This window comes from Paraburkholderia oxyphila NBRC 105797 (genome assembly GCF_000685075.1).
Taxonomy (GTDB): Bacteria; Pseudomonadota; Gammaproteobacteria; order Burkholderiales; family Burkholderiaceae; genus Paraburkholderia; species Paraburkholderia oxyphila.
In genome coordinates this window covers 48772-64845 of sequence record NZ_BAYD01000056.1, presented here as the reverse complement: position 1 = coordinate 64845, position 16074 = coordinate 48772, and the positions used below count along the sequence as shown (strand labels likewise).

The window sequence follows — 16074 nt, the reverse complement described above, 5'->3', positions numbered from 1 at the left end:
TCTCGAAGGCGCTCGTGGTGGATGCGCCGCAGGAAGACGCCGCCGACAAGCGCGCGCCGCTCTCGACGCACGCGACGCTCACCGCGTTGCGCGACTGGCTCATCGCCGAGCGTGAGCCGGCGCTCGCCGCGCGCTGCGACGGCTATCTGCAATACGTGCTTGCGGGCGCAACGGCTGTGCTGCCGGGGCCGACGGGTGAGCGCAATACCTACACGCTTTCGGCGCGCGGCACGGTGCTGTGCGTGGCCTCCACGCCGACGGGCGCGCGTGCGCAGCTCGCCGTCGTGCTGGCCACGGGCAACCGCGCATTGTTCCAGGGCGCGGCCGGCGAGGCGCTCGTGAACGCGCTGCCGGCGGCGCTCAAGGCGCACGTCGCGGTGAAGAAGAGCGCCGATGCCGAATTCGACGCCGTGCTCTTCGAAGGCGACAGCGACGAACTGCTCGGCCTCGTGAAGGAAGTGGCCAAGCGAGGCGGCCCGATCGTCTCGGTGCAGGGCGTGGCAGCGCATGCGCTTGCCAACGGCGACGAAGATTACGCACTCGAACGTCTGCTCACGGAGCGTTCGGTCAGCGTGAACACCGCCGCGGCAGGCGGCAATGCAAACCTGATGACGATCGGCTGACCAAAAGCGATACTGTCGACCGTCTCAGGACAAGGAAGCGGCAAGTCACGAGCTCAAGCCGCTCATTCGATACCAGGTAGCAAGGAGAAAACATGCAACACACGATGAAACAGCTGGCAGGCGCGACGCTGGTTGCCGCACTGTCGCTGGCGGGGACTGCACATGCGCAGCAGGCAGAGGATGTCAAGATTGGTTTCGCCGGCCCGATGACGGGCGCACAGGCGCACTACGGCAAGGACTTCCAGAACGGCATCACGCTCGCGGTCGAAGACATGAACGCGACCAAGCCGGTGATCGGCGGCAAGCCGGTGCACTTCGTGCTGGATGCAGCCGACGACCAGGCCGACCCGCGCACGGGCACGACGGTCGCGCAAAAGCTCGTGGACGACGGCATCAAGGGCATGCTCGGCCACTTCAACTCGGGCACGACGATTCCGGCCTCGCGCATTTACGCGAATGCGGGCATCCCCGAAATCGCGATGGCGACGGCGCCGGAATACACGCAGCAAGGCTTCAAGACGACGTTCCGCATGATGACCTCGGACACGCAGCAAGGTTCGGTCGCGGGCACGTTCGCGGTGAAGAACCTGGGCATGAAGAAGATCGCGGTGGTTGACGACCGCACGGCCTACGGCCAGGGTCTCGCCGACCAGTTCGCGAAGGCCGCGAAGGACGCGGGCGGCACGATCATCGACCGCGAGTACACGAACGACAAGGCCGTGGACTTCAAGTCGATCTTGACCAAGCTGAAGGCGCAGAAGCCGGACCTGATCTACTACGGCGGCGCCGATTCGCAAGCCGGCCCGATGGTCAAGCAGATGAAGTCGTTGGGTATCACGGCCCCGCTGATGGGCGGCGAAATGGTGCACACGCCGACTTTCCTGAAGATCGCGGGTGACGCGGCGAACGGCACGGTGGCATCGCTCGCCGGCCTGCCGATGGACGAAATGCCGGGCGGCAGCGCCTATGTCGCGAAGTACAAGAAGCGCTTTGGCGAAGACGTCCAGACCTACTCGCCGTACGCCTACGACGGCGCGATGGCGATGTTCGCGGCCATGAAGGCGGCAAACTCGACGGACCCGGCGAAGTATCTGCCGTTCCTCGCGAAGACCAGCATGCCGGCCGTGACGACGAAGGATCTCGCATACGACTCGAAGGGCGACCTGAAGAACGGCGGCATCACGCTGTACAAGGTGGTCGACGGCAAGTGGACGACGCTGCAGAGCGTGGGTGGCAAGTAAGCCGCTCACTCGCAGTTGACAGGCAGTTGATGTGAAAAAACCCCGCAGGCCTTAAAAACCTGCGGGGCTTTTGTTTGGACGCTCACCTTCGAAGGTGAGCTTGATCAGGACTACTCGTGACTCACTGGCCGCGCGCCTTGCGGCCCTGCTCGCGAACCTGCTCGAGCGTGGCGGCGGGTGTGCTCGCCTCCTTCGTCACGCGGATCTCGATCAGCGCCGGCTTGCCCGCATTGAGCGCGCGCTCGAGCGCCGGCGCGAATTGCGCCGTTGCCGTCACGACTTCGCCGTGCGCGCCGAACGACTGCGCGAACGCCGCGAAGTCGGGGTTCGTCAGTTGCGTGCCGTGCACGCGCTCCGGATAGTTGCGCTCCTGGTGCATGCGGATCGTGCCGTAATGCCCGTTGTTCACGACGATGAACACGACCGCGAGACCGTATTGCATCGCCGTCGCCAGTTCGGGCGCGGACATCATGAAGCAGCCGTCGCCGGCGAGCGCGACCACGGCGCGTTCCGGGTACATCGACTTCGCCGCAATCGCGGCAGGCACGCCGTAGCCCATCGCGCCGCTGGTGGGCGCGAGCTGCGAGCGGAAATTGCGGTACGCAAAGTGGCGATGCAGCCACGTCGCGTAATTGCCCGCGCCGTTCGTGACGATCGCGTCGTCGGGCAGGCGCGCGCGCAACTGCTGCATGACTTCGCCCAGTTGCACGTCGCCGGGCATCGGGCGCGGCTCGCGCCACGAAAGATACGCATCGTGCGCGGCCTGCGCGGAGCCCGCCCACGCGGGCGCGGCGGGCGCAGGCAGCGCCGCGAGTTGCGCCGCGATCTCGGGCAGGCCCGAGACGATCGGCAGATCGGCGGCATAGACGCGGCCCAGCTCCTCCGCGCCTTGATGCACGTGGATGAGCGTCTGCTTCGTCTTCGGGATGTCGAGCAGCGCGTAGCCGCCCGTCGTGGCTTCACCGAGACGCGGGCCGAGCGCAAGTAGCACGTCGGCTTCGCGGATGCGCGCGGCCAGCGCCGGATTGATGCCGAGGCCCACGTCGCCCGCATAGTTCGGATGGTCGTTGCTGAGCGTGTCCTGGAAGCGGAACGCGAGGCCCACCGGCAATTGCCAGTTCTCGATGAAGCGCTGCAGGTCCGCGCACGCCTCGCGCGTCCAGCCGTGGCCGCCCGCGATCACGAACGGCTTTTTCGCATTCGCGAGCAGCGTGCGCAGTTGCTCGATCTGCGCGGCCGAAGGCGAGGCCTGCACGCGCTGCGCCGCGGGCGCCGTGTGCTGTGCCTCCGATGCGGGAATCGCGCCGCTCAGCATGTCCTCGGGCAGTGCGAGCACGACCGGGCCGGGGCGCCCCGAGGTCGCGATATGGAACGCGTGGCTCAGATACTCGGGCACGCGGCGCGCGTCGTCGATCTGCGCGACCCACTTCGCCATCTGCCCGAACATGCGCCGGTAGTCGATCTCCTGGAACGCTTCGCGGTCCATCTGATCGCGCGCGACCTGGCCGATCAGCAGGATCATCGGCGAGGAGTCCTGAAAAGCCGTGTGCACGCCGATCGCCGCGTGAGTCGCGCCCGGTCCGCGCGTCACGAGCGCGATGCCGGGCTTGCCCGTGAGTTTGCCGACCGCTTCCGCCATATTGGCCGCCGCCGCCTCATGGCGGCACACGATGGTGTCGATGCGCGCGGTCTCGTCCGAGAGCGAATCGAGCACGGCGAGATAGCTCTCGCCGGGCACGCAGAACACGCGCTCGACGCCGTTGGCGACGAGCGCGTCCACGACGAGGCGCGCGCCGGTGACGGTCGCGGAATCAGAAACGCGGGCTGAATCGTTCGGCTGATGCATGACGGTCAAGTCTCCTTCGTTCGTTACGTGAATACGTCCGATTTACGTCAAATCAGTGCGACACAAGCGACACAAGCGACACAAGCAGCACAAACGGAACCGCCCGCGCGGCGCGAGACGCGCATTCAGCAATGCGCGCTCAGCGCCCGAACATCAGCACTCGACGATGTTCACCGCGAGGCCGCCGCGCGAGGTCTCCTTGTACTTCGTCTTCATGTCGGCGCCGGTCTCGCGCATCGTCTTGATGACGGAGTCGAGCGAGACGTAGTGCGCGCCGTCGCCGCGCAGCGCCATGCGCGCGGCGTTCACGGCCTTCACCGAGGCCATGGCGTTGCGCTCGATGCAGGGGATCTGCACCATGCCGCCCACCGGGTCGCAGGTGAGGCCGAGGTTGTGCTCCATGCCGATTTCGGCGGCGTTCTCCACCTGATGCGGCGTGCCGCCCAGCACGGCGGCGAGCGCGCCCGCGGCCATCGAGCAGGCCACGCCCACTTCGCCCTGGCAGCCCACTTCGGCGCCCGAGATCGACGCGTTGAGCTTGTAGAGAATGCCGATGGCGGCGGCCGTGAGCAGGAAGTCGATCACGCCCTGTTCGTTGGCGCCCGGCGTGAAGCGCACGTAGTAGTGCAGCACGGCCGGGATGATGCCTGCGGCGCCGTTGGTAGGCGCGGTCACGACGCGGCCGCCCGCGGCGTTCTCCTCGTTTACGGCGATCGCGTAGAGGTTGATCCAGTCGATCATCGAGAGCGGGTCCTGCAGCGCGCGCTCGGGGTTGCCGGTGAGTGCGCGATAGAGCTGCGCGGCGCGGCGCTTCACCTGGAACGGTCCGGGCAGCGTGCCCTCGGCGTCGGGGTTGTTGATGCCGCAGCCACGCGAGACGCACGACTGCATCACATCCCAGATGCGCAGGAGGCCCGAGCGGATTTGCTCGTCGCTGTGCCAGACACGCTCGTTTTCGAGCATCAGCTGCGCAATGCTCTTGCCCGTCGATTCGCACAGCGCGAGCAACTCGGCGCCCGTGCGGAACGGGTGCGGCAGCTGCTGCACGGCGCCCAGCACCTTGGAGTTGGCCGCGCCCGCGGTGACCACGAAGCCGCCGCCCACGGAGAGATAGGTGCTCTCGCGCAGCGTCGCGCCGGCGGCGTCGAGCGCGCGCAGCTTCATGCCGTTCGGATGCTCGGGCAGCGCCTGGCGATAGAAGGCGATGTGCTCCTTTTGCACGAACGGGATCGGGTGTTTGCCGAGCAGCGCGAGCTGGCGCGAGTCGCGCACGGCTTCGAGGCGCTCGGAGATCGTGTCGGGGTTGACGGTGTCGGGTGCGTCGCCCATCAGGCCGAGCATCACGCCGCGGTCGGTGCCGTGGCCCTTGCCGGTCGCGCCGAGCGAGCCGTACAGCTCGACCTTCACGGCGGCGGTGGACGCGAGCAGTCCGTCGCGCTCGAGTCCTTCGGCGAACATCAGCGCCGCGCGCATCGGCCCTACCGTGTGCGAGCTCGACGGCCCGATGCCGATTTTGAAGAGATCGAAAACGCTTACTGCCATGGGTACTGCTCCTGCTTCGTCTAGTCGGTTTCAGTGGGTGCCGCGCGCGCTGTGCTTCCCGCTCCGCTGCCGCACCCGCGACGCGCTTTTCAGCGCGCCGCCAACGGCAGACAGACGGCCAGCCACGCGGGCGGCGTGGGCGCGAGACGCAGCGCGATCGGCGTATAGCGGCCGTCCAGTCGGGCGGCCAGGTGATACAGCTCGGCGGCGTTCTTCGGGTCCCAGTCGCCGCTGTAGCCGGGCAACCCGGCTTCGCGGCGCTTGGCGTCGAACGGCACGCTCGAATGCACGAACTCCTCGTGCGTTTTTTCGCCCATCGCATAGGGCGTGAGCCAGTTCAGCGCGCTCGCGAGCGTGGCGCCATTGGCGGCCCGCTCGGGCAGCCAGTTGCGGTTGTGGCGGCGCGCGGCGAGCGCGGCCGTCACGAGCGGCTGCAGGTCGTAGGTCACGTAGTGCAGCGCATCGCGCTCGGTGAAGTCGAGCGTCGAGCCGTCGGGCGCGACGTTGTCGCCGATATGCTCGATGAACAATCGCTGCGCCGCCGCAATCATCTTGCGGTTGTCGAGCGTGAACGCCGTCATCGCTATCAGTTTGACCCGATGGCTCTGCCAGTTGTTCGCGAACGTGCCCTTGAGCGGACGCGGTTGCGCGTCGACCTCGTTGATGTAGCCGTTCGCGAACTTGTTCAGGAACACCATCGTGGCGTTGCGCGTCTTCACGGGCAGCGCGCTCGCGGTCATGTCGTAGGCGAGGATCAGCCCTTCGAAGCGCGTTTCGTCGATCGGGTTGAAGCTCGGCTGATATGTCGTGACCCAGGCGAGCAGAAAGCGGTCGACGAGCTTCAGATAGCGGTCGTCGCTCGTGGCGCGCCAGGCGAGCGCCGCGTTGCGCATCAGGTCGAGCTCTTTCTCGGCTTCCACGCTCTGGTCGTAGATGCCCTCGTGCGGGAGCGTGCCTTCCGTATGCAGCTTCGCAAGCGGATGCGGCACGTCGTTCACGTGCGCCTGCACGTCGGCCACGAGCGCTTTCACGCCCGGGTCGGCATTGGTGCGCTCGCTCGACTGCAGGGCGGGCGCGGCGCAGAAGTTCATGGCCGCATGGGCCAGATTCGCCGTGCCCAGACCCGCAAGGCTCATGCCGATGAGCCAGGCCGTCGCGAGCGCACGAGCGCTGCCGCGCCGTCGCGCGGAAACGGACCTCGGCCCAGCCGCCGCTTCGAATACGCGTGCGCCGCCGCGCGTGTGCTGGCCCGAGGCACTCGAGGCACCTGATGCAACTGAGGCACCCAATGCACCTGAGGCCTTCCTGGCCTGCGTTGCCGCCGGGGCATGCCCAGCCAAGGCCGTTCCCACCTTCCGCGCCATGCGCGACTCCCTGATTCAAGGCTGACAGGTGTGTGATGTTAACGGTTTGGCGAGGGTTTGCGGCGGCAAATGTGCTGCGCGCAAAAGCCGCCGCGGCTCCTCGCGGAGCGCGCGGCGGCTGTGCGGGCCGGTTGGGCCGGTCGATCGGGCGCGTTTTATTCGCCTTGTTCAGCGTATTCGCCGATCGGCACGCACGAGCAGAACAGGTTGCGGTCGCCGTAGACGTTGTCGGCGCGGCCGACCGGCGGCCAGTACTTCTGCGCTACGAGCGACGCCACCGGATACGCGGCCTGCTCGCGCGAGTACGCGTGCTTCCAGTCGTTGGCGACCACGACCGCCGCCGTGTGCGGCGCATGACGCAGCGGGTTGTCTTCCTTGTCCGCGCGGCCGTCTTCCACGGCGCGGATTTCTTCACGGATTGCAACCATCGCGTCGATGAAGCGGTCGAGCTCCTCCTTCGACTCCGACTCGGTCGGCTCGACCATCAGCGTGCCCGGCACCGGGAAGCTCATGGTGGGCGCGTGGAAGCCATAGTCCATCAGGCGCTTGGCGACGTCGTCCACGGTGATGCCGCTCGAATCCTTGATGGGACGCAGGTCGAGAATGCACTCGTGCGCGACGAGGCCGCCCGGGCCGCTGTAGAGCACCGGGAAGTGGGGCGCCAGCTTCTTCGCGACATAGTTCGCGTTGAGGATCGCGGTTTCCGTGGCGGCGGTGAGGTTGGCCGCGCCCATCATCGCGATGTACATCCACGAGATCGGCAGGATCGAGGCCGAGCCGTAAGGCGCCGAGCTGACGGCGCCAATGCCGTTGCCCAGGTCGGACGAGCGTTTGTAGCCCGACGAAAGCTGGTTCGGCAGGAACTGCGCGAGGTGCGCGCCCACCGCCACCGGGCCGACGCCCGGGCCGCCGCCGCCGTGCGGAATGCAGAAGGTCTTGTGCAGGTTCAGGTGCGAGACGTCGCCGCCGAACTGGCCGGGGGCCGCGAGACCCACCATCGCGTTCATGTTGGCGCCATCCACGTAGACCTGGCCGCCGTGCGCGTGCACGATCTCGCAGACTTCGCGCACGTTGCTTTCGAACACGCCGTGCGTCGAGGGGTAGGTGATCATGATCGCCGCGAGCTTGGCAGCGTGCTGCTCGGCCTTGGCCTTGAGGTCGGTGAGATCGATGTTGCCCTGTGCGTCGCAAGCGACCACCACGACCTGCATGCCGGCCATCTGCGCCGAAGCCGGGTTGGTGCCGTGCGCCGAAGCGGGAATCAGGCAGACGTTGCGGTGGCCTTCGCCGCGCGACTCATGGTACGCGTGGATGATGAGCAGGCCCGCGTACTCGCCCTGCGAGCCCGCGTTCGGCTGCAGCGAGACGGCGGCGTAGCCCGTGGCCGCCACCAGCATCTGCTCGAGCTGGTCGACCATCTCGCGATAGCCGACGGTCTGCTCGGCGGGCGCGAACGGGTGGATGCGGCCGAACTCGGGCCACGTGACGGGCAGCATCTCCGACGTGGCGTTGAGCTTCATCGTGCACGAGCCGAGCGGGATCATCGAGCGGTCGAGCGCGAGGTCCTTGTCGGCGAGGCTGCGCAGGTAGCGCAGCATTTCCGTTTCCGAATGGTGGCGGTTGAAGATCGGATGCGTGAGGTACGCGCTTTCGCGCACGAGCGCGGCCGGGAACGTCACCGCTTGCTGTGCAGCGAGGTCGGCGTCGAGCGCGTCGACCGAGGGTGCTGCGCTTGCAAACGCGGCTTGCGCGAACACCGCAAGCAGATCGGCCAGATCGCCACGCGTGGTGGTTTCGTCGACGGACACGCCCACGCGCGTCTCGCTCACGCGGCGCAGGTTCATGCCGCGCGCGAGCGCCGCGTCACGCAGCGCCTGGGTGCGCGCGCCGGCTTCGAACGTGAGCGTGTCGAAGAACGACTCGTTCACGAGCGTGTAGCCGAGCTGCTTCGCACCCGCGGCCAGGATCGCGGCCACGCGGTTCACGCGCTGCGCGATGCGCTTCAGGCCCTGCGGGCCGTGATAGACGGCGTACATGCTCGCCATGATGGCCAGCAGCGCCTGCGCCGTGCAGACGTTCGAGGTGGCCTTCTCCCGGCGGATGTGCTGCTCGCGCGTTTGCAGCGCGAGGCGCAGCGCCGGGTTGCCCTGGGCGTCGACGGTCACGCCGACGAGACGGCCCGGCATCTGGCGCTTGAATTCGTCCTTCACCGCGAGGTACGCGGCGTGCGGGCCGCCGAAGCCCATCGGCACGCCGAAGCGCTGCGAGTTGCCTACGGCAACATCGGCGCCCCATTCGCCCGGCGGCGTGAGCATCGTGAGCGCGAGCAGGTCGGCCGCGGCGATCACCGCGCCGCCCGCGGCGTGGATGGCTTGCGCCAGTTCGCGATAGTCGCGCACGTCGCCGTTCACGCCCGGGTATTGCAGCAGCACGCCGAAGGCGCCTGCGTTGGCGGCTTCAGCGGCGGGGCCGACCTTCACCTCGATGCCGATCGGCTTCGCGCGCGTCTTCACGACTTCGAGGGTTTGCGGCAGCACGTCGTCGGCGACGAAGAACACGTTCGACTTCGACTTGCCGACGCGCTGCACGAGCGTCATCGCTTCGGCGGCGGCGGTGGCCTCGTCGAGCAGCGACGCGTTCGAGATCGCGAGACCCGTCAGGTCGACGATCATCTGCTGGAAGTTCAGCAGGGCTTCGAGGCGGCCCTGCGAGATTTCCGGCTGGTACGGCGTGTAAGCCGTGTACCAGGCCGGGTTTTCGAGCACGTTGCGCAGGATCACGGCCGGCGTGTGCGTGTCGTAGTAGCCCTGCCCGATGTAGGAGCGGAACACCTGGTTCTTGTCTGCGAGCGCGCGCAGCGCGGCGATCGCTTCGGCTTCCGAGCGCGGCTCGCCGAAGGGGCCGAGCGGCAGCGCGTCCTTGCGGCGGATCGCGGCGGGAATGACCGCATCGATCAGCGCGGCGCGCGAGGCGAAGCCGAGCGTGTCGAGCATCGCCTGCTGGTCGGCCGGGTCGGGCCCGATGTGGCGGGCGGCGAAGGCGTCGTGCGCTTCGAGTGCGGCGAGCGAAAGGGCCGAGAGCGGCGTGTTCATCAGACGATCCGGGTGTTCGAGCTTCATAGGGTTTCCTGCGGGCGCGGCGGCGTGGGCAATGCACGTGCCGCCGCGCCGTCTGGTTAAGGCGATTTCGCCTGCGTATTAAACGCCGATGGCCTTTTCGTAGGCGGCGGCGTCGATCAGCGCGTCGAACTTGGCGTCGGCGGCCGGCTTGATCTTGAAGAGCCACGACTCATACGGTGCGCCGTTCACCTGGTCCGGCGTGTCGACGAGCGCCGAATTCGATTCGACGATCTCGCCCGCGACCGGTGCGTAGATGTCCGAGGCGGCCTTGACCGACTCGATCACGGCAACGGCGTCGCCGGCGGCGACGGCGCGGCCCGCATCGGGCAGCTCGAGGAAGACGATGTCGCCGAGCGCTTCTTGTGCGTGGTCCGTGATGCCGATGGTCAACGTGCCGTCGGCTTCGGTGCGGATCCATTCGTGCGATTCGGTATATTTCAGATCGGCCGGGATGCTCATGGGTTGCTCCAGTGCGTGGTTCGTTATGGCTTGAAAGAGGGGGGCGTGCGCGGCTCGGATCCTCGAGGATCAGGCGACGAGCACCTTGCCGTTGCGCACGAAGGGCAGTTTTACCACGCTTGCAGGCAGGGCCTTGTCACGGATCTGCACCTGCACGACGTCGCCCGGCTGCACGCCCTGGGGCACGCGCGCAAAGGCGATCGATTCCTGCATCGTCGGCGAGAACGTGCCGCTCGTGATTTCGCCCTCACCGTGCGGCGTGAGCACTTTCTGGTGCGCGCGCAGCACGCCGCCGGCCTTGCCGTTTTCCTTCTGCAGGATCAGGCCGACGAAGGCCATGCGCGAGCCGTTCGCCTCGAGCACGGGGCGGCCGACGAACTCGCGCGGCTCCTTCATGTCGACGGTCCAGGCGAGGCCCGCGTCGAGCGGCGAGACGTTGTCGTCCATGTCCTGGCCGTAGAGGTTCATGCCCGCTTCGAGGCGCAGCGTGTCGCGCGCGCCGAGCCCGCAGGGCTTCACGCCCTGGCGCTGCAGGGCGTCCCAGAATTCGCAGACGGCGGCGGCGGGCAGCACGATTTCGAAGCCGTCTTCGCCCGTGTAGCCCGTGCGCGCGACCATCAGCTCGCCGAACGGCGACGCTTCGATCTTCGCGGCGTTAAAGGGCTTGAGGAGTTCGGTGGCGCTGCGCGAGGAGGGCGCGACTTGCCAGACCTTTTCGCGCGCGTTCGGACCCTGCACGGCGACGATCGCGAGATCGCGGCGCGGCGTGATGGTGAGGCCAAAGCCGCCTTCGGCGTTGAGCTTCTCGAACCAGGCGATGTCTTTTTCGGCGGTGCCCGCGTTGACCACGGTGCGGAATGCGTCGTCGGCGAAGTAATAGACGATCAGGTCGTCGATCACGCCGCCTTCGGGGTTCAGCATGCACGAGTAGAGCGCCTTGCCCGGCGTCGTGAGCTTGGCGACGTTGTTGGCCAGCGCGCGGGAGAAGAACTCGCGCGCCTTCGCGCCCGAGAAGTCGACCACGCACATGTGCGAGACGTCGAACATGCCGGCGTCGGTCCGCACGGCGCGATGCTCGTCGATCTGCGAGCCGTAGTTGACGGGCATGTCCCAGCCGCCGAAGTCGACCATGCGGGCATTGAGCGCGCGGTGCGAGTCGTTCAGCGGGGTGCGTTTGAGTTCGGTCATGGGGCCTCAGGCGGTCACGATAAATCGCGCGAAAACGAAAAAGGCCATGCAGGAAACGCCACAGGCACTATGCCTGGGGTCGGTTCTTGCATGGCCCCTCTGTCCTCGATACCTGAGAGATTGCGCCGTGCTTGATGCTGCTGCATGGCGCGCGCCCCTTCGGTGGGCAGCCTGAACGTCCGGGGCATATTTGCCCAGCCGTTCTACTGCCGCTCTCCAGAGTTTCGGACTCGAAAGTCACACGCGGCGCACAAGCGCGAGCGGGCGAATCGGAGGTCCGGCGCGCACGGTCCTTTTGCCTGAGAGTTTGTGGGTTGCCCCTTCGGCGGCGCCGCGCGTTGCACCTGCCTGGTGGCGGGGTGCGACAAACGGCGCGCTCTCCCGGCGCGCGCAGCGATTGTGCGCGACGCTTGGCGGGTGTGTCAATGCGGAAAAAATCGGGGGCGGGGTTGCCGACGCAGTTGCCGATTTACTCGCCGATGGCGTGCGCCGCCGTGTCGAGCTCCTGGTTCAACACGTGCTGCTCGTCGCCGGAGAGGCCGCCGCCGTGCTGGGCCGCCATGTCGTGCGCTTCGCCGCGGATCGTGTCGAGGCGGTGATGCAGCGCGGCGCCCTGGGGCGGCGGGTAGTAGCCCTGATTCACGCGCATGTCGATGCGGTGGCTCAGATTGTCGATGCGGCCGTCGATCTCATGCAGGCGGTCCACCGCCACCTCATGCGGATTCGGGCCGGGGTTCACGACCACGGGACGCGGCGGCGGGGGCGGGTTGACCACGCATGCGGCGAGCGTGGAGACGAGCGCGCCGACGGCGGCGTAACGGATGGCACGGTTCAAACGGGTCATTCAGACTCTCCTTTTGGTCGCAGCTTTTAGTCGTTGTTGCTCGGTTTTTTTGCGTTGTATGTCGGCAAACGTGCCGCGCGCGCTACCCGATGACCGCGGCGCGGCATGCACTTGTAACGATTTGTTCACACCTTTCAATTGCGTCGGGAAAATGCAAGGTGCATGGGGTGCCGGCACGCGGGCGCTAAACGCAGGGCGAAGCGCCCGCGACCGCGCCAACGCGAGGTTTCGCGCGGGCCCGTTATCAAGCCGCGCGCGTGAACGCGATCGTGCGGCCTTCGGCGGCGCTCTGCGTGGCGATCTCGATGATCCTCATCACGTCGACGGCGTCCTGCGGGCTCACCGGGAAAGGCTCGCCATCGCAGATCGCGGCGGCGAGCGCGCGATAGAGATCCGCGTAGTTGCCGGCGGCGTTGGGTACTTCGAGCCCGGTTTCCGTGCCGTCGTCAGCCAGCATGTGCAGACGGCCCGGCTCGTTGCCGTCGCCGAAACCGGGCTGGCCCGGGCGCAACCCCGCCTTGAGCTGATCTTCCTGCGTATCGAGCCCGTTCTTCAGATAGCTGCCGCGCGTGCCATGGATGACGAAGCGCGGCGCAAACGCGGCCAGTGCGCTCGCATGCAGCACGGCATCGTGGCCCGGGTAGCGCAGCACGAGGTGCACGTAGTCGGGCGCGGTGGCGTGGTCGCGGCGCGTGTGGACGAACGCCGTGACCGACTCGGGCGTGCCGAAGAGGGCGAGCGTCTGGTCGATCAGATGCGGCCCGAGGTCATAGAGCAGGCCGCCGCCGCGCGTCGCGTCCTCGCGCCAGCGCTGGCGCACCTGCGGGCGGAAGCGGTCGAAATGCGATTCGTAGTGCGTGACGCGGCCGAGCTCACCGTTCGCGAGCAAATCGCGCACGGTGAGGAAATCGCCGTCCCAGCGGCGGTTGTGGAACGGGGCGAACACGAGGCCGCGCTGCTTCGCGATAGCGGCGAGCGTGCTTGCTTCCTCGGCCGTGAGCGTGACCGGCTTGTCGACGAGCACATGCTTGCCGCGCTCCAGCGTGCGGCGCGCGAGCGCGTAGTGCGTGTCGTTGGGCGTGGCGATCACCACGCATTCGATCGCGTCGAGCGAGAGCAGGGCGTCGAGGTCGGGGACGATCGCGGCATCGGGATAGTCGGCCTGTGCGCGCTCGGCCTGGCTCGTCGCGATGGCGGCGAGCGTGGCCGCGCCGCTATGGGCGATCACGGGTGCGTGGAAGGTCTGGCCGGCGAAGCCATAGCCCATCAGGCCGATTTGCAGCGGTGCAGTCATGAAGCGCGTCCTCTTTCCAGCAATGAGGCGGCGCGGCGCGAGCCGTCGCCGCGGGTGACGGGAGCCCGCCATTGTGGCACGCGTGGCTGGCGCGTTGCACGGGCCAGGCGTGGCGGAGGCAGGGGACAGATGGCGTGGACGCAGGCGTGATGCGGGGGGCCGCCTTGATTGAGTGCCGTGTTGGTGGGGCGAGCCGGTGGATGACGTCGGGGCCGCATCGGCGCGCAGCCGCCTCGTGTTAACATCGCAGCTCTCGCGTGAGAGGCCGCAGCGTTGTTACGCGCGCCTCGCGCCGTGCGGCCAGCCGCGCTTCGTCGATCATCCCCCGAAGCCGCAGCGTCATCAGAACCGCACGCTTCCCAGCCGTACCACCCGATTTTCCAATCCAGCAACGATGTCCGCAGGCCTGAATCCCGCCCAAAGCGAAGCGGTGCGCTATCTCGACGGTCCCTGTCTCGTGCTCGCCGGCGCGGGCAGCGGCAAGACGCGTGTGATCACGCAGAAGATCGCGCACCTGATCGAAGCGAAAGGCTTCGAGCCGCGCCATATCGCGGCCGTCACCTTCACCAACAAGGCCGCCGCCGAAATGCGCGAGCGCGTGGGCAAGCTGCTCGAAGGCAAGACGCTCACCACGCCCGGCAAGGAAGGCCGCAAGGTGCCGACCAACCAGCTCACCGTCTGCACGTTCCACTCACTGGGCGTGCAGATCCTGCGCCAGGAGGCCGAGCACCTGGGGCTCAAGCCCCAGTTCTCGATCATGGACTCCGACGACTGCTTCGCGATGATTCAGGAGCAGGTGGGCTCGACCGACAAGGGCTTCATCCGCAAGATCCAGTCGATCATCTCGCTCTGGAAGAACGGTCTCGTGATGCCCGAAGAGGCGCTCGCAACCGCTTCGAACGAGGACGAGCATCAGGCCGCGATCGTCTACCGCAACTACGTGGCGACGCTGCACGCCTACCAGGCCGTGGATTTCGACGACCTGATCCGCCTGCCGACCGAGCTCTTCGCGAAGAACGAGCAAGTGCGCGAGCGGTGGCAGAACAAGCTGCGCTACCTGCTGATCGACGAGTACCAGGACACCAACACCTGCCAGTACGAGCTGCTCAAGCTGCTGGCGGGCCCGCGCGCCGCGTTCACGGCCGTGGGCGACGACGACCAGGCCATCTACGGCTGGCGCGGCGCCACGATCGAGAATCTCGCGCAGCTCGGCAAGGACTATCCAAAGCTGCATGTGATCAAGCTCGAGCAGAACTACCGCTCGACGGTGCGCATCCTCACGGCGGCGAACAACGTCATCGCCAACAATCCGAAACTCTTCGAGAAGAAGCTCTGGTCCGAGCACGGCATGGGCGACACCATCACCGTCACGCCCTGCAACGACGAAGAGCACGAGGCCGAGTCGGTGGTGTTCCGCCTCTCCTCGCACAAGTTCGAGCGCCGCGCGCAGTTCCGCGACTACGCGATTCTTTATCGCGGCAACTTCCAGGCGCGCATCTTCGAGCAGGTGCTGCGCCGCGAGCGCATTCCCTATGTGCTCTCAGGCGGCCAGTCGTTCTTCGACAAGGCCGAGATCAAGGACATCTGCGCGTACCTGCGCCTGATCGCCAACCACGACGACGATCCCGCGTTCATCCGCGCGATCACCACGCCGCGCCGCGGGGTGGGCAACACCACGCTCGAAGCACTCGGCTCGTTCGCGGGGCAGGCGAAGGTGTCGCTGTTCGAAGCGGTCTACATGGGTGGCATCGAGGCGCGGCTCTCGGCGCGCCAGGTCGAGCCGATGCGCGTGTTCTGCGACTTCATGCAGCGGCTTGCCGAGCGTGCGCACAAGGACCCGGCAACGGTCGTGCTCGATGACCTCATGGAAGCGATCCACTACGAGGCCTACCTCTACGATGCTTTCGACGAGCGCCAGGCGCAGTCGAAATGGCAGAACGTGCTGGAGTTCCTCGAATGGCTCAAGCGCAAGGGCACGAAGCCGGAGCAGGAAATCGGCGAGGACAGCGAAGCCACCGGCTACGACAACGCTGACGGCCTCGCCGACACCGGCAAGAACCTGATGGGCCTGATCCAGACCGTCGCGCTGATGTCGATGCTCGAAGGCAAGGACGAAGACCCGGACGCGGTGCGGCTTTCGACCGTGCACGCGTCGAAGGGGCTGGAGTATCCGCACGTGTTCCTGGTCGGCGTGGAAGAGGGGATCATGCCCCACCGCGGCGGCTCGGAAGACGACGTGATCGACGACGCGCGCATCGAGGAAGAGCGCCGACTCATGTATGTGGCGATCACGCGCGCGCAGCGCAGTCTGCATCTGAACTGGTGCAAGAAGCGCAAGCGGGCGCGCGAGACGGTGGTGTGCGAGGCGTCGCGCTTCATCCCCGAGATGGGACTGGACGATGCGCCGCCGCCGACGCCCGAAGAAGCGCCGATGTCGCCGAAGGACCGCCTCGCGAGCCTGAAGGCGTTGCTGCAAAAGGGCTGAGCGCACGCGCGGCGGCGCTCGCTACGTGGCAAATAAAAAGGGCTGCATCTCGCGATGCAGCCCTTTGCC

General features: G+C 67.2%; 10 protein-coding genes, 1 pseudogene and 2 riboswitches. Of the genes and pseudogenes, 3 read left to right on the top strand and 8 right to left on the bottom strand.

Features of this window, described 5'->3' with window-relative positions:
- Both BO1_RS29440 and BO1_RS29435 read left to right on the top strand, forming a co-directional pair.
- A pseudogene (locus BO1_RS29440) lies at positions 1-623 on the top strand (trifunctional transcriptional regulator/proline dehydrogenase/L-glutamate gamma-semialdehyde dehydrogenase); the annotation flags it as partial.
- A 92-nt stretch (positions 624-715) separates the two neighbouring features.
- On the top strand, positions 716-1864 hold the full coding sequence (locus BO1_RS29435; RefSeq protein WP_028220617.1) for a branched-chain amino acid ABC transporter substrate-binding protein: 1149 nt from the start codon (positions 716-718) through the stop codon (positions 1862-1864).
- A 121-nt stretch (positions 1865-1985) separates the two neighbouring features.
- On the opposite strand, the gene BO1_RS29430 is transcribed toward BO1_RS29435, so the two are convergent.
- The 8 genes from BO1_RS29430 to BO1_RS29395 form a co-directional block, all read right to left on the bottom strand.
- Positions 1986-3710, bottom strand: coding sequence for a thiamine pyrophosphate-binding protein (locus BO1_RS29430; RefSeq protein ID WP_028220616.1), 1725 nt, complete (start codon positions 3708-3710; stop codon positions 1986-1988).
- Between the two features lie 153 nt (positions 3711-3863).
- Positions 3864-5252, bottom strand: coding sequence for an L-serine ammonia-lyase (locus tag BO1_RS29425; RefSeq protein ID WP_028220615.1), 1389 nt, complete (start codon positions 5250-5252; stop codon positions 3864-3866).
- An 89-nt stretch (positions 5253-5341) separates the two neighbouring features.
- Positions 5342-6388, bottom strand: coding sequence for an alginate lyase family protein (locus tag BO1_RS29420; RefSeq protein WP_043287099.1), 1047 nt, complete (start codon positions 6386-6388; stop codon positions 5342-5344).
- Between the two features lie 383 nt (positions 6389-6771).
- Complete coding sequence (gcvP, locus tag BO1_RS29415; RefSeq protein WP_028220613.1) at positions 6772-9735, bottom strand: aminomethyl-transferring glycine dehydrogenase; 2964 nt, start codon at positions 9733-9735, stop codon at positions 6772-6774.
- A 78-nt stretch (positions 9736-9813) separates the two neighbouring features.
- On the bottom strand, positions 9814-10194 hold the full coding sequence (gene gcvH, locus BO1_RS29410) for a glycine cleavage system protein GcvH (protein ID WP_028220612.1): 381 nt from the start codon (positions 10192-10194) through the stop codon (positions 9814-9816).
- Positions 10195-10263: 69 nt separating this feature from the next.
- Entirely contained in the window at positions 10264-11382 is a 1119-nt protein-coding gene (gcvT, locus tag BO1_RS29405) for a glycine cleavage system aminomethyltransferase GcvT (protein ID WP_028220611.1), read from the bottom strand.
- An 89-nt stretch (positions 11383-11471) separates the two neighbouring features.
- A riboswitch (glycine riboswitch) is annotated at positions 11472-11612 on the bottom strand.
- A gap of 48 nt (positions 11613-11660) precedes the next feature.
- A riboswitch (glycine riboswitch) is annotated at positions 11661-11776 on the bottom strand.
- Between the two features lie 75 nt (positions 11777-11851).
- Complete coding sequence (locus BO1_RS29400; protein ID WP_028220610.1) at positions 11852-12217, bottom strand: hypothetical protein; 366 nt, start codon at positions 12215-12217, stop codon at positions 11852-11854.
- Between the two features lie 253 nt (positions 12218-12470).
- Positions 12471-13520, bottom strand: a complete 1050-nt coding sequence (locus BO1_RS29395) for an oxidoreductase (protein ID WP_028220609.1) — start codon at positions 13518-13520, stop codon at positions 12471-12473.
- A 394-nt stretch (positions 13521-13914) separates the two neighbouring features.
- Here BO1_RS29395 and BO1_RS29390 point away from each other — a divergent pair, with 394 nt between their 5' ends.
- Positions 13915-16005 carry a UvrD-helicase domain-containing protein gene (locus BO1_RS29390; protein ID WP_028220608.1) on the top strand — a complete coding sequence of 697 codons (2091 nt, stop codon included), beginning with the start codon at positions 13915-13917 and terminating at the stop codon, positions 16003-16005.
- Positions 16006-16074: the final 69 nt, after the last annotated feature.